We start from the raw sequence: 16716 nt of genomic DNA, 5'->3' as shown, positions 1-16716 counted from the left end.
AACAGGGGGCCGGGATGGACACCGACATCAAGGCGATGGCCGACGCCGTGCGCGAGGCCAGGACGCGGATCCGCGAGGACGCCCTCCCGCGGGCCCGGGCGCGCCGCGACGACGTGCCCGAGGGTGACGAGGCCGCGCTGCTGGGCGCCCTCGCCGCGCTGGTGGACACCGTGGCGGAGCTGGCCGGCACCATCCACATGCGGATGACCGGCCCCGACACCCGCACGGCGTACTGGAGGGCCGACCAGCGGCTGCGTGCGCAGGCCGAGAACCTGCGCGAGGACGAACGGAAGGTGGCCGCCAAGGCGGAGGAATCGGCGCGGCAGAAGGAGGCGCGGCAGAAGGGGAAGGAGGCGTCGCAGAAGACGCCGTGACGGCGGTGACGACGGTGGCCGCCGGCGCCCACCCCCTCCGGGGCAGGGCGCCGGCGGCCGGCACAGTGACTCACCGGTGGCCGGGGAACTGCACCACCTGCTGGTAGGTCGGCCGGTTCTGCCAGGTGGTCTTGGCGTCCGTGACCCCACCGAGCGGGCGCTGGATGATCGTGTCGGCGCACCACTGGTCGCCGGCCGAGCAGTCCGTGTCGCCCGGGTAGACCTGGGCCGGGGTCTGGGCGGCCGCCCGCTTCAGGGTGTCGAGCAGGACGCCCCGGCAGGCTGCCAGGTCGCCCCCGCCGCAGTACGGGCGGGCCAGCGGGCCGGCCACCTGGTCGCCGAGGACCGACCGCAGGTCCTTGTCCAGGTAGCTCCACCAGCCGTACTGGAAGGCCGAACCCTTGTGCGGGATGGCCTCGTTGGCGCTCACGGGGCCGCCGCCGGGGCCGGTCTGGCCGCCGGAGGGCGACTCGTTGATCTGCAGGGCGCCGGTCAGCGCGGTGAACAGCGGGTCCCCGAGACCGGGCCGCATCACGCCCTCGGCGACCAGCGGCCACCAGGCGTCCATGACCCGGATCGCGGTGGCGTCGGCGTAGCTGTGGCTGCCGGCCGAGGTCTCCTTCCGCTGGGCGCCGTCGGCCAGCCAGGCCTCCAACTGCTGCAGCGCGGTGGCGGTGGCCGGGTCGGTGACCGGGGCGCTGCGCAGCACCCGGATCAGGTCGGGCAGGACGTCCTCGGCGCGCAGGTCGGCGAGGGCGGCGCTCTCCATGGCCTGGGTGAGCGAGACCCGGCTCGCCTTGCCGCCGCCCTTCAGCAGCGCCTTGACCCGGTCGTCGAGCAGGTTGCCGCGGTGCACCGAGCCGTTGCCGAAGCCGGCCGAGGTGAAGCCGTCGGCCTGCTTGTTGTTCCAGGAGATGTAGTAGTCCTGGTTGACGGACTGCGGGTGCTCGGCCGGTGGGGTGTACCGGGCGGTGTTGGTGGCGGGGTCGAAGTCGGCCCACTCGTAGGCCGGTTCGGCGCGCAGCGGCAGGCCTGCGTCGACGCCCGGGGCGCGGACGGGGTTGGTGCCGGAGTTGTAGTACGCGATGTCGCGCGAGTCGGCGTAGAACCAGTTGAAGGTGTAGTTGATGTCCTGCGCGGCCCGCTGGAAGCCCGCCGCGTCGTGCACCGCGCCGGGGTCGTTGAGCTCCTGGAAGCCGATGATGGAGTCCGCCTCGTGCCGGTAGGTGGAGCGCAGCGAGGTGAAGGCCACGGGCGCGCCGCCGACCGTGCCGCGGGCGGTGACCAGGCCGTACTTGGAGCGGTACATCACCAGGGTGTAGGAGCCGGCGGCGGTGGAGTCGGCGGTGGTCGGGTTCCAGGCGTTCTTGCGTTCCAGCCGGTCGAACGGGACGCACTGGCCGTGCCACAGGTAGGAGTTGGCGGCGGTGGTGGCCGGGGAGCCGTCGGTGGTGCAGAGCGGGACGGCGTAGGTGTCGGTGATGTCCTGCCCGGCGGAAGTGGCGCTCCAGGCGTAGTCCTGGCCGCGGCCGAGCTGCACGTAGAAGCTCAGGCCGGCGAAGGCCGCGCCGCGCGCGCTGATCCCGGGGCCCTGGATCTCCTCCAGCATGAGCAGCTGGGGGGCGAAGTAGCCGGTCTGCGGGCCGAAGACGGCGACGGGGTGGCCGTCGTCGGTGTGGGCGCCGGAGACCAGCAGGGCGTTGGACATGCCGTGTTTGGCACTGAGCAGGTTGCCGGGCAGCACGCCCGGTGCGGCGGTCTTCGTGGCGGTGCTGCCCGAGCCGGTGGCGTCGTAGATCATCCGCTCGGGCACCACCGAGCCGGGGTCGGGCAGGGCCTCGCCCTGCGGGGCGTCGGGCACCGTGGCGTACGGGAAGCTCTGCCCGTCGTGCAGGGTCTGGACGGCCTCCGGGTCGTCGGCCTCGCGCAGCGACTTCCAGACCGCGTCCCCGGCGTCCTTGCCGTAGCGGACCTCGGCGGCCGACTTGACCTGGGCGGAGGCGAGTTCACCGCCGCCGCCGGAGCCGAACAGGGCGCCGACCACGGAGGCGAGGGCGACCAGGTCGGTGAGCTTGAACGGCTCGATCGACCCGGCGTTGGTGATCGGGTCGATGTGCCCGGTCAGGTCGTACTCGCCGGGGAAGGTGCGGCCGTTGTAGGCCTCCGTGACGTACTGGTTGATGCCGTCGAGGTAGGCGTTCGCGTCGGCGAGGGCCTGGGTGGCCCGGCCGCCGCGGGCCGCCAGGGCGTCGATCTGCTGCTGCAGTTCCGCCTCGGTGTACGGCGCGGCCTGCCAGAAGCTCTGCTCCAGCTGGCGGTTGGCGGCGGCGCCGCCCGCGAACCCGGACAGCTGCCCGCGGCCCACGTGCCGGAACAGGTCCATCACCCAGAGCCGGTCCTGGGCGGCGGCGTAGCCCGCGCCGTACTCGGTGCCGTAGCGGGTGGTGCCGGTGATGTGCGGGACGCCGGTGGCCTTGTCGCGGACGATGGTCACGTCGCTGCGCGGGCTGGTGGTGCTGGCCACCTGGTCGGCGGGGACGCCGAAGGAGGCGTCGTTGAAGAAGTCGCGCAGCTTGGCCTCGGTCAGGCCCGGGTAGCCGGAGGCGAGGGCCGAGTAGGGGCCGAGCTGGTCGTCGGTGTGAGCGGGGCGGCTGCCGAACATCTTGTTGAGCAGGATCTCCGCGAGGGTGGCGTTGCCGTTCTCGCCGGGCGGCAGGACGTCCGTGCAGCGGCCGCCGCAGTAGTCGGCCGCGGCGGCGGTGGCCGCCGTCGGGGCGGCGGGGGCGGCCGTCGGGGCGGCGGGGGCGGCCGCGGTGGGCGTGGTGGTCAGGGCGGTGGTGACGAGCAGGGCCGACGCGAGGGCGGCGGCCGGGAAGCGGAGGGGGCGGGGGCGTAGGCGCAAGGGAGTTCCTCCGTCGAAGCCACGGGAAAGTCGACGGTAGGGGTGCTACTGGCCGGTTGGCTAGTGGCGTGCATGCCATTTTCTCCGCCGGCGCGGGTCTCGGTGCCGGTGTCGACGCGGTGCTGGTGCGGGTGCTGGACGAGCGGTGGCTGCGACGGGCGAACTGTCCTGCGACGGTTGGGTATTCCCTCGGAGAGCGGCGATTTTCGGCCTCCTTCCGCGACACGCGGCCCAGGCCGTGCCACCGCACCGGATCAGCCGTGGCCGGTGCCCGGTCTGGGAATCCGCTGGGCACGCGTCAGATCGCCGGGAGTGAGGCCCGCCTAACCTGCGGCCCGGCCGGATCGAAGGGGGCTGTCCGCTTCGGGATACCGGCCGGATCGGGCGGCCCGTCGACTCCTTGACAGGCGTGTGCGCATCCGGTGAAGCTCATCGCGGTAACCGGCGTGATTCCCGGTGATCTCCCGCTCCGCTTCGGCCTTTTCCGTGAGGCGTCCCCCCGGAAGCGCCTTTGTCCGAGGGAAAGCGGGAGACACGTGAGGGAACGGTCTCCCCGTCAATCCGGGCCGCCACCCGGACCGTGATTCCAGACCATGATTCCGGATCGCCGAATCCGGAGCCGAATTCCGCACCGCGGTGCCGGAACTCCGGATCGCCCGACGGCGCCGCACCGGTCGGCCCGGTCCCCGAGGACCCCTGCCCCGACCCCGTCGCCTCCGTACCACCGCACGGAAGGAACAGCCATGTCGCAGAGGACCTGGGACAACGAGCCACGCCCTGCCCGGCTGGAGGAGCGGCTGGACGACGACGTCGTCCGATGTCATCTCAGCCCCCGGAACTGCCGGATACGCCCCGGCCAGCACGGATTCTGCATGGTCCGGGCCAATCGGGACGGCCGTCTGGTGACGTTGAACTACGGGCGCTCCGTCCACGCCACCGAGGAGACCATCGAGACCGAGGCGGTGTTCCACTACGCGCCCGGCGCCCGGATCCTTTCCATGGGCAATGTCGGCTGCATGCTGAACTGCGACTACTGCCACAACTGGAAGACCTCGCAGGCGCGCCACGTGGAGGACAAGGACGTCTACCACTACACGCCCGAGGAAGTCGTGGACATCGCCGTCCGGCACGGCATCAGGGTCATCTCCTGGACCTACAACGACCCGGTGGTGTGGCACGAGTTCGTGGTGGAGACGGCCGCCCTCGCCAAGGCGGCCGGAATCGTCAACCTCTACAAGTCCGCGTTCTTCATCAGCGGTGAGGCGATCGAGGAACTGATCCCGGTCATCGACATCTTCTCGGTGTCGATCAAGTCCCTGGACCCGAAGTACTACCGGAAGATCACCAAGGGCTGGCTGGAGCCGGTCCTGGAGGGCACCGAGCAGGTGTTCCGGGCCGGCAAGCACGTCGAGGTCTCCACGCTGATGGTCACCGACCTCAGCGACGACGAGACGACCGCCCGCGGGATGGCGAGCTTCGTCGGCGAGCGGCTCAGCCCCGACGTGCCCACGCACTTCGTGCGCTTCCACCCGGACTACAAGATGACCGACACCATCCGCACCCCCGTCGACCGGCTGGAACGGGCCCGCAAGGTCGCCCGGGACATGGGGCTGAACCACGTCTACCTGGGGAACGTGTACGACACGGAGTCGACCAACACCTGGTGCCACCGGTGCGGGCAGCTCCAGATCACCCGGTACGGCCTCAACGCCGACCTGGTCGGCCTGGACCCGGACGGCGCCTGCGTCGGGTGCGGCGCCCGCGCCGCGGTCGTCCTGCTGCCCGACGCCCGGAGGCGGACCCGGGTGTCGGAACTCCCCGCCGAGGGCCTGGAGCTGGCGCGTTTCGACTGGCACGGCGACGTCCGCGCCCTGCACGTCCAGGTGCGCAACACCTCCGGCGCGCCGGTGAGGGCGTACCACCGCCGCTACGGTGACCCGGCCGCGGACCAGGCGTGGCAGGTCATCGACCTGGCCCCGCAGGAGAGCTTCCGGTACATCGCCGCCAAGAGCACGGCGGGCGAGGTCGGCGTCCAGGTGGCCGTCCCGTCGCAGTGCACCTCCAGCCTCCACCAGGTCTTCGACCGCGCCCACTTCCCGACCGTGGAGGCGTCCGCCGGGACGCTGAACGAGGACGTCTCGCCGCTGCCCCTCTTCCAGCCCCGCACCAGGTCATGACCGGGCCCGCGAGCGCGGCGGAGCAGGGCGCGATGCGGCACGGAACCGACTACCGGGTCCTGCCGTTCAGCGACGACATGTCGGCCGTCCTGATCACCGGGAGCCACCGGCTGCTGCTCGCCCCGGCGGACACCGCCGCGCGGCTGGCGTCCGGCGTCGACCGCCTGCTGCTCGACGAGCGGCGGGCGTGGGAGAAGCTGCAGGCCGGTGCCGCGTCCGGCCGCGAGGCCAACCGCCTCCGGCTCCGGGAGGGTGCGCTGTCCGACGGCGCGGACTTCGCGGTCAACGTCAACCTGACGAACGTGTGCAACCTCGCCTGCACGTACTGCTTCGCCGAGGGCGGCGACTACGGCCGCATCACCGAGGCCATGGGCGAGCACTCGATCGCCTGGATATTCGACTTCATCGACCGCTACGCCGCACCCGGGCAGCGGGTCCGCTTCGAATTCTTCGGCGGGGAGCCGCTGGCGAACTTCGAGGTGATCCGCAAGATCTGCGAGCGCGCCCGCGACCTCACCGGGCGCACGGGCACCGAGTTCGTCCACCGGGTCTCGACCAACCTGACCCTGATGCCCCGGGGCATCGAGGAGCTCTTCCGCGACTACGGCTTCATCGTCTCGGTCTCGATCGACGGCGGCCGCGAGGTCCAGGACGCCAACCGCCCGTCCAAGAACGGGAAGGGCTCCTTCGACCGGATCATCCGCAACCTGTTCCGGCTGCGCGAGGCGTGCGGCGACGACGTCACCCTGGTGGCGCGGATGACCATCGCGACGGCGGAGCCCAGCCTGACCGAGAACGTGCTCGACCTGTGGGGGCTCGACCTCTTCGACTACTTCCAGATCTATCCGGGCGTCTACCCGGTGGACCAGGGCACGACGGTGCCCATCGCCCTCACCCTGGGGGACCGCAAGCTCTCCGAGCCCAGGGGAATCCAGTACATCAACCACTTCCTCCAGCCCGGCATCGTGGAGCAGTTCAGGGACTTCCTGGTGCACTACCCGCGGCTGTTCGCCCCCGACAACCGGTTCAAGGGGGTGCTGGAGTACGAGCGCACCGTGCAGATGATCACCGAGGGCGCGGCGGCGCTGGCGTTCTGCTCGGGCGGCCGGACGTACTACACGCACTCCCCGGACGGCAGCATCAGCCCGTGCCACCGGCTGGTCGGCGACGAGGGCTTCGACGTGGGCACCGGTGCCGAGGGCCTCACCCGGGACCACCCCGAGTGGCGGCGCACCGTCGACGAGCACCGGGTGTGCGGGGCCTGCTGGGCCCGCTACCTGTGCGGCGGGGGCTGCCGGCAGGAGAACCACGTGGCGTCCGGCGACGTGAACGAGCTCAACACCGAGTCGTGCCAGTACCAGCTGATGCTCGCCGAAGAGGTCGTCAAGATGCTGGCCAGGTCCGCCGCCGACTACCGCGAGCGGTCGCGGACGCGCTACGACGACCTCTTCGTCTCGTGCGGGCGCCCGGTGGTCCCCAACGACCGGCCGGCCCTCGAAGCGGCCGCCGACGTCCGACCGTTCCAGGTCCTCTGCTGACGGCCTCCGGCCCCGGATCCGTCATCCACCACGCCAGGCCGGCCCCGATGAAGGAGCGACCGCAGATGGCCGAGAAGATCATCCGACGGAACATCCACACGTATCCGTTCAAGTACCGGCACCACGAGTACGACGAGTACTTCCGCCCCGAGAACGCGGTGCTGTACCTGCACGTCCCGTTCTGCATCACCAAGTGCGGTTTCTGCGACTACACCGTCTACATCAACCGGAACGAGCAGCACTTCGCCCAGTACGTCGACGCGCTGGAGCGCGAGATCCGCGCATTCGCCGCCAATCGCGCCTTCCCCGCGTTCCGGGTCGACGCGGTGTACTTCGGCGGCGGTACGCCAGGTATCCTCACCGGCGACCAGACGGCCCGACTGCTGGACGCCTGCCGGGAGTCGTTCGCATTCAACGAAGGCGCGGAGATCGGCCTGGAATTCGACCCCTCGACGGTCGACGTGGCCAAGGTCGCGCGTATGCGGGAGGCCGGATTCAACCGGCTCAGCGTCGGCGTCCAGGCATTCGACGACCGGCTGCTGGAGATCTGCAACCGCTCGCACGATCGCGCCACCGCCGAACGGGCCTTCCGCACCGTCGTCGACGCCGGATTCACGCACACCAACATCGACCTGATCTTCCCGCTCCCGGACCAGTCCGTGGACGACTGGAAGCGCAGCGTGGACCGCGCCGTCGAACTCGAGCCGGCCTGCATCACGGCCTACGGCCTGGAGATCTGGCCGAAGACGGCGTTCCACTCGCTCATCACAGCAGGGAAGATGGCGCTCCCCTCGGCCCAGGACGAGCGGCGCATGTACGAGTACGCCATCGACGCCCTGGAGGCGGCGGGGTTCGTCCGGCGCAGCTCGACCGGCTACTTCCACCCCGACCGCTGCGCCGACTACTCGCGCTTCCTGGAGTACTACTGGCGGACCTGGCCGATGATCGGATTCGGCGTCTCGTCGAAGAGCGTGATCCACGACCGGCTGTTCGTCAACGTCAAGCCGCTCAAGAAGTACTACGAGATGGTGGAAAGCGGTCGGATTCCGCTGGATTTCGCCACCTATCTCACCAAGGAGCAGGAGATGCGCCGCGTCATGATCCGCGGCCTCAAGATGTGCGAGGTCAACCGGCCGGACTTCCACGACCGTTTCGGCGTCACCATGGAGGCGGTCTTCGGAGCGGAAATCGAGCAGCTCATCGACAAGGGCTGGCTGGAGCCGCGCGGTACGGACGTGTACGCCCTGACCAGGCTCGGCCAGTTGTTGTCGACCAATGTGTACGAGCTGTTCTACGCGCCCGAAGACCTGAGTCCGGCCGAAGGCGATGAGGTACGGTTCGGCATATCGGAACTCGTCGAGTGACCTGATCGGCGGGTGTTGTGACGAGGGGCGGAGCGAATTGTCGCGCACGTGCTCGCACCAGGCCTCACGCCGGATCCGAACCGTGGCACGCCGGATCCGAATGGCGGAGGCACCTCGGATCCGAATGACCGCGGTACATCGGGTCCGAATGACCGCGGCGACCTGCGGGGGTCGACGGTGAACATCCTGCCCGCGTGGTTCGCCGGACTCGGCCTCGGCTTCCTGGTGGCCCTGCCCCTCGGCCCCATCGGCCTGCTGTGCGTACGCAGCGTCCTACGTGACGGCTTCCCGACCGGCTGGGCGATCGGCCTGGGCGCGGCGCTGGTGGACATCACCTACGCCGGCCTGGGCCTGGCCGGAGTCGGCCGGCTGCTGGACGTCGCGGCGCTGCGGACGGCGCTGGGCCTGGCCGGGGCGGCGGTGCTGGTGTACATCGGCGCGCGCTCGCTGCGCTCCGCCTTCCGGGCCGGGGCGGCCACCGAGGACGAGCGGAACCCCGAGGTGGTCCGCCCGCTGGCGGCCTTCCGCACGGCGCTGGCGGCGACCGCCGCCAACCCGGCGACGATCGGTTACTGGGCCGCCGCCTTCGCCGCGGCCACGGCGGCGAACGTCACCGGGACGCTGCCCGCCTCGGTCTCCATGCTCGTCGGCGTCGGCTGCGGCACGCTCCTGTGGTTCACCCTGCTGAGCACGGGCGTCGTGGTGTTCCGGCGGCGGTTCAGCGCCCGGCTGCTGAAGGGCGTCGACCTGGTCGCCGGGGTCGGCGTCATCCTCTTCGGCGGCTTCCTGGCCTACCAGTCGCTCGCCTGAGCCGCTCCCCGCCTCCGGGGCGACCGCGGGCCTGGTGCCCGTCCACCCCTGGAGGAACCCGTGTCCACCCACCACCCCCTCGGTGTCGATCCGAACGGAAACCCGCGCCGGTTGGGCGAGTTACTGCCCCGGGCGCTGGTGTACCTGGCCGGCTGCCTGGTCTTCTCGACGGGCGCCCACTTCTTCATCCAGTCCGATCTGGGCACCGATCCGCTCGACGTCTTCTCGCTCGGGGTGCTCCGGCACCTGCCGCTCACCATCGGAATCTGTCAGGCGGCCGTCGCGGTGGTGTGCATCGCGGCGTGGGCGGCGTGGAACCGCAAGCGCCCGGTGGTCTCGCCCTTCGTGACCTTCTTCCTGTGCGGCAGCCTGATCGACCTCTTCCAATGGCTGCGCCCGGCGGCCTGGTTGGGGCTGCGAAGCTACCCGCTGATGCTGCTCGGCGCGCTGCTGTGCGCCTACGCGTCGGCGCTGATCATCATGAGCGGCTTCGGGATCCGCGCCATCGACCTGCTGGCGATCACCATCCGGCATCGCCGGACCTGGCCCTTCTGGTGCGCGAAGGGGCTGATCGAGGGCGTGCTGCTGCTCTGCGGATGGCTGCTGGGCGGCCCGGTGGGCATCGGCACGGTGGCCTTCCTGGTCTTCGTGGACCTGCTCATCGAGCCCTTCGTACGGTTCAACCGGCGCTTCCTCGACATCCCGGACCACGGCTTCGCGGTCGCCCTGGCCGCGCCCTGAGTCGGGGCGCTTCCGAGAGGATCTGGGTGCGGCCTCCGGGGCCCGTGGGGATCGGGCCCGCGCCCAGGGCGCGTCCCGGCCGATCTCCGGGTGCTCGCCCCCGCGCCAAGTGGCCGCCGGCCGTTCCGGGGCCGAGTCCCGGGCAGGTGCGGTCGCGGTGCAGAGCGCGCGAAGCTCGATGATACTGAGCCAACGGGCAGTTGCGGAACGTGTTGTTGACACTACGGTCCGACACGCCCGCCCCGCGCGCTGTCGTAGGCGCGGCGGCCACTGAGCAGGGCCGCCGGACGCCACGACCGGCGACCACTGGCCCGGCGGCGTACCGACCGCCGAGTCCTGGACGGAGAGACCGGGAATGCTGAACCGACGAGACCTTTTGAAAGCCGCCGCCATAGGTGGCCCGGCGGTTCTCTTCCCATGGGACCGCGCACCGGGCGGGGGCCGGGCCTCGTCCCTCGCGCTAGCAGCCCCGCCAACCACACCAGCCAGGTCGGCGCCCAAGCGGTCGGCCGCCCGGATCGTCCCCTTCGAGCACGCCATGCGGGTGCCCCCGGTGCTGAGTCCGGTGTCGCGGACGGACTCCTCGGACCTGTACCAGCTGCGGATGGCCGAGACCCGGGTGGAGATCGTCAAGGGGCTGCTGACCACCGTCCGGGCCTTCGGCGACTGCTTCCCCGGTCCGACCATCCGGGCGGTCAAGGGACGGGAGGTGGTGGTCCGGCAGACCAACGACCTGAGCGTGCACACCTCCGTTCACCTGCACGGCGGCCATGTGCAGTCGCGGTACGACGGCCTGCCGATGGACCTCATCGAGCCCGGCGAGACCCGCGAGTACCGCTACCCCAACGAGCAGGTGGCCGCCTCACTCTGGTACCACGATCACGCGCACCGGCTGGAGGCCGAGAACGTCTACCGCGGCCTGGCCGGCGCCTACCTGCTCAGCGACCCGCACGAGAGCGGCCTGCCGCTGCCGAACGGCGAGTTCGACATCCCGCTGCTGATCCGGGACGCCCGGATCGAGACCGACGGCAGGCTGGTCTACACCGACCCGTACGATTGCCCGCACATGCTGGTCAACGGCAAGGAGCGGCCCTACTTCGAGGTGGCGGCGCGCAAGTACCGTCTGCGGGTCTTCAACGTCTCGCCCAACCGCCACATATCGCTGCGCCTCGCCGGCCGCGAGCCGTTCACCCAGATCGCCTCCGACGGCGGACTGCTCGCCGAGCCGTTGACGTTGGACGAACTGACCCTGGCCGGCGCGGAACGCGCCGAGATCGTGGTCGACTTCGCCCGCTACCCGGTCGGCGGATCGGTGGTGCTGGAGAACACGGCCGCGCTGGAGGCCGAGCGGTCCGAGGTGCTGCGCTTCGACATCACCCGGACGGCCGAGGACCAGAGCCGGATACCGGACGTCCTGGCCACCCTGCCGCCGATCCCGCAGGCGACGGTGTACCGGGAGTTCGAGCTGACGACCTTCCCGGACGCCAGGATCAACGGGCGCAAGTACGACCCGGACCGGACCGACGTGCGGACCACCGTCGGCACCAGCGAGATCTGGACGATCCACAATCGCCTCACCCGCCGGCCGGCCGGGGTTTTCCACGCCCCCCACTCCTTCCACACCCACCTGGTGCGGTTCCGCGTGCTGGACCGTGACGGGGAGCCGGTCGGCCCGGCCGAGGCCGGGCTGAAGGACACCGTCACGGTCAACCCGGGCGAGTCCGTCCGGATCGCCATGACCTGGGGCGACTATCCGGGCGAGTACGTCTATCACTGCCACCACATGGTGCACTCCGCGCACGGCCAGATGGGCCGGATCGACGTGCTGCCCGCGGCATCGGAAGGCCCCGACGAGGAGTCGGACGAGGAGCCGGACGAGGAGCCGAACGAGGAGTCGGACGAGGAGTCGGACGAGGCGTTCGCCGACTGACTCGTAGCCGTTCTCCGGTGCGTCAGCGTCCAGAGCCGGTCGACGGCGACGGCGCAACCGGTTCCACTGTGCGGGCCGCCGCCGCGGCCTGCGCCGGCCGGACAGGCCCCAGGCGCCGGTGCCGCCCTCGGGCGGGCACGCGTAGTACCGCGGTGCCAGGGTCGGCCGGATCCGCCCGCCAGCCCTGGCCGACAGCTGCGGGAGTACCGTGGAAGAGGTCGGGGCACCGCCGCCGTGGGCGGGTGCCACAGGTGTGCCCGACCCGTGGCCAGGTCGGCGGCCCGGGCCTCCCACGAGCGGAGGCGGCGGGGCCGGCGGTCGGTCGCGGTTCACGTGCGGCGGACGTGGTGACCGGAGGCGCCGGTGGCGCGAGAGCGGATGCCCGTGGCCGATGACTCCGGGCAGAGCCCGGTCGGAGCCGTCGGCAAGGTGACGGTGCCCATTCCGCCGGGCGGTCCGGGCGAGGTCCTGGTCGCCCTTCGGGGCGGTTCGGAGGTGTTCGCGGCCTGGTGCTCGGAGCCGGTCGGCCGGGACGTCCGCGTGGTGGTGGTGGACGCGATCTCGGCCCGGTCGGTGATCGTCGAGCTCCTGCCCTCCTAGGGCTGCCCTCCCAGGGCGTGTCCGACCATCCGCGTCGCGGGCTCGGCGGGAACGGTCGGGGCACGTCTCACCGCGGTTTCGAATTCCAGCAGGTCAGGTGGTCGATCATGTTCTTCTGGCACGTTCCCGCGCCCAACGAGGCGATGCTCATCTCCGGGTCCAAGCACCAGGCGCAGGACACCCAGTTCCGTATCGTCACCGGCCACGGCAGCCTCGTGCTGCCGGTCAAGCAGAAGGTCCGCATGCTCTCCCTGGCCCTGCGGGAGGCGGAGATCGCCGAGGACTGCGTGACCCAGCAGGGGATCCGGCTCACCGTGCGGGCGGTCTGCGTGTTCAAGGTCGGGGACGACGCCGTGTCGATCGCCAACGCCGCCCGCCGCTTCCTCTCGGAGCAGGACCAGATGGAGGAGCTCGTCGGCCGGATCTTCGCCGGCCACCTGCGGTCGATCATCGGCGGGCTGACCGTCGAGCAGATCATCCGGGAGCGCAGCAGGGTCGCCCAGGAGGTGATGGCGGGCAGCCACGGCGAGATGGAGAAGCTCGGCATCGTGGTCGACGCGCTGCAGATCCAGGAGATCGAGGACTCGACCGGGTACATCGACAACCTCGCCGCGCCGCACGCGGCGGCGGTCGCCAGCCAGGCCCGGATCGCCCAGGCCAAGGCGGACCAGGAGGCCACCGAGCGGGAACAGCAGGCGGCCGCGCTGAAGGCCGAGTACGAGCGCGACACCGCGATCAAGCGGGCCGGGTTCCTCGCCGAGACGGAGCAGTCCAGGGCCCGCGCGGCCCAGGCCGGCCCGCTGGCCGAAGCCCGGGCCTCCCAGGACGTGATCGAGGAGCAGACCGCGCTCGCCCAGCGCCGGGCCGCGCTGGCGGCGCAGCAGCTGGAGGCCGAGGTGCGGCGCCCGGCGGATGCCGAGGCGTACCGCCAGCGGACGCTGGCCGAGGCCGGCCGCGACCGGATGAAGTTCGAGGCGGACGGCAGCGCCTACCGCGAGCGGGCGCTCGCCCAGGCGCAGGCGGACGCCAACACCGCCCGGGCCGACTCGCTGCGCGGCGGCAACCAGGAGCTCATCGCGGCCAACCGGATCGTGGAGAACCTCCCGGCCCTCGCGGACGCGGCGGCCCGGGGCATGTCCGGCGCCGAGCTCACCGTCCTCAACGGCAGCGACGGTGTCAACCAGATGGCGGCGGGCATCGTGAGCCAGGGCCTCGCGATCCTGCACTCCCTCCAGCACGCGACGGGCCCGCACGGCGACGGCAAGCCCGCGCCGCGCATCCAGGAACGCGCCTGAACCCCGTCGGATCGGGACGGCGACCGCGCGGTACGCGCCCCCTGAGGCGGGCTCAGCGGGCGGCGAGCAGGCCGTCGACCAGGGCCCGGAGGCCGTCCAGGTAGGTGTCGTCGGTGGTCAGCTCGGCCCAGCGGTCCGCGACCTGGGCGAGGCGGGGGAGTTCGTCCGGGTCGAGCCCGCCGAACACCTGCTCCCGGTACGTCGCGCGCTCGTCGTCCGCGCGCCGCCGGCCCGCCGCCGCCCGGACCACCATCTCCCCGACGGTGTAGTACCAGATCGCGCGGTACCCGTGCACGGCGCGCTCCGGGGTCAGCCCGCACGCGGTCAAGCCGTCGACGATCTGCTCGACGAACCACAGCGCCGACGTGGACATCAGGTCGTCGGCGGTCAGCACCTCCACGATCCAGGGGCAGCCGGACAGCGCCTCGTGGATCGCGGCGGCGGAGGCGAGGACCCGTTCGCGGGGATCGGCGGGGGGACCGGCGGGCGGCTCCGGCCGGCGCAGCGTCCGCGCGGCGTAGTCGTCCAGCAGCAGGACGAGCAGCTGCTCCCGGTTGCGCACGTGGTGGTAGAGCGCCATCGGCGTGCTGCCGATCTCGGTGGCGAGCCGCCGCATGGTCAACCGGTCCACGCCCTCGTCGGTGACGATCCGGCGGGCCGCCTCGACGACCTGCTCACGGGAGATGCGGGGCGGTCGGCCCGGGGCCTTGCGCGGTGCGGACGGCTGCGGCATGCCCCCATCATCCCTCAGGGGTCGACAGCGGGGATCCTCCGGGGCTAGTTTTCGTACATGTACAAAAACTTGACCGGAAGGAACACCGCCATGACACCCACCGCCGTCGACCTGTTCGCCTCGGCCCTGCACTTCCACCCCGACGGCGAAGTCCGGGCCACCGAACGGCAGATGACGGGCGGCGCGGCGGGCGCCTGGCAGATCGGCGCCTTCCACGTGGAGACCGACGCCGACGTCCACGCCGACCACTGGGAGATGCACCCGCAGGCCGACGAGGCGGTCTGCTGCCTCGCCGGCGGCGCCCGCCTCTACCTGCGCCCCGAGGACGCCGCCGGCGCCGAGGAGCTGGTGCCACTGCCGGCCGGCGCCGCGGTGGTCGTCCCCCGCGGCCGCTGGCACCGCCTCGAACTGGACGGCCCCAGCGACCTGATGTCCGTCACCCTGCGCCACGGCACCCGCCTCGAAAGGCGCACCGAACCCCGCTGAGCGGAGCGCGGTGCCCGGTGACCGCTACTCGGGTGCCGCTGCCCGCGGCCGGTGGAGCCGGCGCGGACTTCACGGCCTTCCACCAGAAGCCGGCCGGATAGCGGTGACCCGCCATCTCCGCCGGACGCCGTCGGCGAACGCCGTGGGCCCCGCTCGGAGGAGCGGGGCCCACGGCGTTCGGGTCGGCGGGGCGACGGTGGGTGTGGTGTCAGCGCTCCTCGGCGGTGAACTCGTTGATGGCACGGGCGATCTCGGCCAGGTGGCGGGGGTCCATCAGCCCGTGGTGGGTGGCGTCGAGGTTGCGGTCGATGATGCGGCCGTCGATGTGGGGGCCCCACGCGGTCGCGGACGGGGTGCCCTCGGGCCGCTCGCGGGTGGCGGTGAAGAACAGCACGTCGCTTCGGACGTGGCCGGGCTCGAAGGCCCGCATCATCCGGGTGTGGCGCTCCCAGGCGTCTCCCATCGCGGCGAGGTCGTCGGCCGTGAAGGCCGAGGCCGAACTGTCCACCAGGGTCTGCAGCACCTCGTCCCGGTCGAGCGGCCGGCCCTCGGGGCTCGGGCGTTCGGCCTCGAACATCTCCAGGAAGAGCTCCAGGGTCTCCTGTTCGTCCCGCTCCACGCCCTTCACGGTGTACGTCGCGTACGGGTAGGCGTCCATGATGACGAGCAGGGCCACCTCCTCGCCGAGCTCCTGGAGGCGGCTGGCGACGGCGTGCACCACCAGGCCGCCGAAGGAGTGGCCGAGCAGGTGGTACGGGCCGGACGGCTGGATCCGGCGAATGTGGGCCACGTAGTCGGCCGCCATCTGCTCGACGCTGTCCGGCAGTTCGTCGCTCCGGGTGAGGCTGCGCGCCTGGAGGGCGTACAGCGGCCAGCCGGGCAGGTAGGGGAGCAGACGGCTGTAGCCGAGGGCGACGCCGTACCCGGCGTGGACGCAGAACAGCGGCGGCAACTCGCCCTCGCGGCGCAGCGGCATCAGTTCGGCGAACTTGTCGCCGAGTTCGCCGCCCGTCGTCAGCCGCTCCGCGAGACCGGCCACCGTGGGGGCCTCGAAGAGGTCCCGCAGGGCCACTTCCTCGCCGAGTGTGGTGCGGATGCGGCCGAGGAGACGGGTGGCGAGCAGGGAGTGCCCGCCGAGCTCGAAGAAGCTGTCGTCGATGCCGACCCGGGGACGTGCCAGGACCTCGGCGAACAGGGTGGCCAGCACCTCCTCGAGCGGGGTGCGTGGGGCGCGGCTGGACACCGGGGTGAGGTCGGGTGCGGGGAGGGCGCGGCGGTCGAGCTTGCCGTTGACGGTGAGGGGGAGGGCGTCGAGGACGACGATGGCTGCCGGGACCATGTATTCGGGGAGGGTGGCCGTGAGGTGGGTTCGTACGGCTGCTTCGTCCAACGTGCCCGTCGGGACGGTGTAGGCGGTGAGGCGCTTGTGGCCGGGGGTGTCTTCGCGGAGGAGGACGGTGGCCTGGGCGACGGCGGGGTGGGTGGTCAACGCGGCTTCGATTTCACCGAGTTCGATGCGGAAGCCGCGGAGTTTGATCTGCTGGTCGGCGCGGCCGGCGTATTCGAGTTCGCCGTGGTGGTTCCACTTCGCGAGGTCGCCGGTGCGGTACATGCGGCTGCCGGCCGGGCCGTGGGGGTCGGCGGTGAAGCGTTCGGCGGTGGGGGCCGGGCGGTGGTGGTAGCCGCGGGCGAGGCCGGAGCCGGCGAGGTAGAGCTCGCCGGTGGCGCCGACGGGTACGGGGCGTAGGTGGGTGTCGAGGACGTAG

13 protein-coding genes are annotated in these 16716 nt (G+C 71.6%); 10 read left to right on the top strand and 3 right to left on the bottom strand.

The window, feature by feature from the left end; genetic code table 11:
• The first annotated feature begins 14 nt into the window (after positions 1 to 14).
• Positions 15 to 374, top strand: a complete 360-nt coding sequence (locus ACIO5E_RS38415; protein ID WP_400677005.1) for a hypothetical protein — start codon at positions 15 to 17, stop codon at positions 372 to 374.
• A gap of 70 nt (positions 375 to 444) precedes the next feature.
• Here ACIO5E_RS38415 and ACIO5E_RS38410 read toward each other — a convergent pair whose 3' ends face one another.
• Positions 445 to 3276, bottom strand: coding sequence for a penicillin acylase family protein (locus ACIO5E_RS38410; protein ID WP_400677002.1), 2832 nt, complete (start codon positions 3274 to 3276; stop codon positions 445 to 447).
• A gap of 743 nt (positions 3277 to 4019) precedes the next feature.
• Between ACIO5E_RS38410 and amrS the strand changes: the two genes are divergently transcribed.
• The 8 genes from amrS to ACIO5E_RS38370 all read left to right on the top strand — a co-directional run bounded on the left by amrS (position 4020) and on the right by ACIO5E_RS38370 (position 13731).
• Positions 4020 to 5453, top strand: coding sequence for an AmmeMemoRadiSam system radical SAM enzyme (amrS, locus tag ACIO5E_RS38405; RefSeq protein WP_400676999.1), 1434 nt, complete (start codon positions 4020 to 4022; stop codon positions 5451 to 5453).
• A complete protein-coding gene (locus ACIO5E_RS38400) occupies positions 5450 to 6991 on the top strand; it encodes a radical SAM protein (protein WP_400676996.1) in 1542 nt (513 codons plus the stop codon). Before amrS ends, ACIO5E_RS38400 begins: the two co-directional genes overlap by 4 nt.
• A 65-nt stretch (positions 6992 to 7056) precedes the next feature.
• Positions 7057 to 8355, top strand: a complete 1299-nt coding sequence (locus ACIO5E_RS38395; RefSeq protein ID WP_400676993.1) for a coproporphyrinogen-III oxidase family protein — start codon at positions 7057 to 7059, stop codon at positions 8353 to 8355.
• Between the two features lie 177 nt (positions 8356 to 8532).
• Positions 8533 to 9165: a LysE family transporter gene (locus ACIO5E_RS38390; protein ID WP_400676990.1), complete on the top strand. Its 633-nt coding sequence runs from the start codon at positions 8533 to 8535 to the stop codon at positions 9163 to 9165.
• A 60-nt stretch (positions 9166 to 9225) separates the two neighbouring features.
• Positions 9226 to 9906 (top strand): YitT family protein, encoded by a 681-nt coding sequence (locus ACIO5E_RS38385; RefSeq protein WP_400676987.1) that lies wholly within the window; start codon positions 9226 to 9228, stop codon positions 9904 to 9906.
• 553 nt (positions 9907 to 10459) lie between these two features.
• A complete protein-coding gene (locus tag ACIO5E_RS38380) occupies positions 10460 to 11836 on the top strand; it encodes a multicopper oxidase family protein (RefSeq protein ID WP_400676984.1) in 1377 nt (458 codons plus the stop codon).
• Positions 11837 to 12220: 384 nt separating this feature from the next.
• Positions 12221 to 12436, top strand: coding sequence for a hypothetical protein (locus ACIO5E_RS38375; RefSeq protein WP_400676981.1), 216 nt, complete (start codon positions 12221 to 12223; stop codon positions 12434 to 12436).
• Positions 12437 to 12543: 107 nt separating this feature from the next.
• Entirely contained in the window at positions 12544 to 13731 is a 1188-nt protein-coding gene (locus ACIO5E_RS38370; protein ID WP_400676978.1) for an SPFH domain-containing protein, read from the top strand.
• A gap of 52 nt (positions 13732 to 13783) precedes the next feature.
• On the opposite strand, the gene ACIO5E_RS38365 is transcribed toward ACIO5E_RS38370, so the two are convergent.
• Positions 13784 to 14464 carry a TetR/AcrR family transcriptional regulator gene (locus ACIO5E_RS38365; RefSeq protein ID WP_400676975.1) on the bottom strand — a complete coding sequence of 227 codons (681 nt, stop codon included), beginning with the start codon at positions 14462 to 14464 and terminating at the stop codon, positions 13784 to 13786.
• A 90-nt stretch (positions 14465 to 14554) separates the two neighbouring features.
• Between ACIO5E_RS38365 and ACIO5E_RS38360 the strand changes: the two genes are divergently transcribed.
• Positions 14555 to 14950 carry a cupin domain-containing protein gene (locus ACIO5E_RS38360; protein ID WP_400676972.1) on the top strand — a complete coding sequence of 132 codons (396 nt, stop codon included), beginning with the start codon at positions 14555 to 14557 and terminating at the stop codon, positions 14948 to 14950.
• Between the two features lie 208 nt (positions 14951 to 15158).
• On the opposite strand, the gene ACIO5E_RS38355 is transcribed toward ACIO5E_RS38360, so the two are convergent.
• Positions 15159 to 16716: alpha/beta fold hydrolase (locus tag ACIO5E_RS38355; RefSeq protein WP_400676970.1), on the bottom strand; the 1558-nt coding region annotated here is incomplete at its 5' end.

It is taken from the genome of Kitasatospora sp. NPDC087314 (genome assembly GCF_044744365.1).
Classification (GTDB): Bacteria; Actinomycetota; Actinomycetes; order Streptomycetales; family Streptomycetaceae; genus Kitasatospora.
This window is presented reverse-complemented; position numbering and strand designations above follow the sequence as displayed.

Bases quoted from the DNA above. Each gene is read 5' to 3' on its own strand.
- ACIO5E_RS38415 (WP_400677005.1), top strand. From the start codon at position 15: ATGGACACCGACATCAAGGCGATGGCCGACGCCGTGCGCGAGGCCAGG.
- amrS (WP_400676999.1), top strand. From the start codon at position 4,020: ATGTCGCAGAGGACCTGGGACAACGAGCCACGCCCTGCCCGGCTGGAG.
- ACIO5E_RS38400 (WP_400676996.1), top strand. From the start codon at position 5,450: ATGACCGGGCCCGCGAGCGCGGCGGAGCAGGGCGCGATGCGGCACGGA.
- ACIO5E_RS38395 (WP_400676993.1), top strand. From the start codon at position 7,057: ATGGCCGAGAAGATCATCCGACGGAACATCCACACGTATCCGTTCAAG.
- ACIO5E_RS38370 (WP_400676978.1), top strand. From the start codon at position 12,544: ATGTTCTTCTGGCACGTTCCCGCGCCCAACGAGGCGATGCTCATCTCC.
- ACIO5E_RS38365 (WP_400676975.1), bottom strand. From the start codon at position 14,464: ATGCCGCAGCCGTCCGCACCGCGCAAGGCCCCGGGCCGACCGCCCCGC.
- ACIO5E_RS38360 (WP_400676972.1), top strand. From the start codon at position 14,555: ATGACACCCACCGCCGTCGACCTGTTCGCCTCGGCCCTGCACTTCCAC.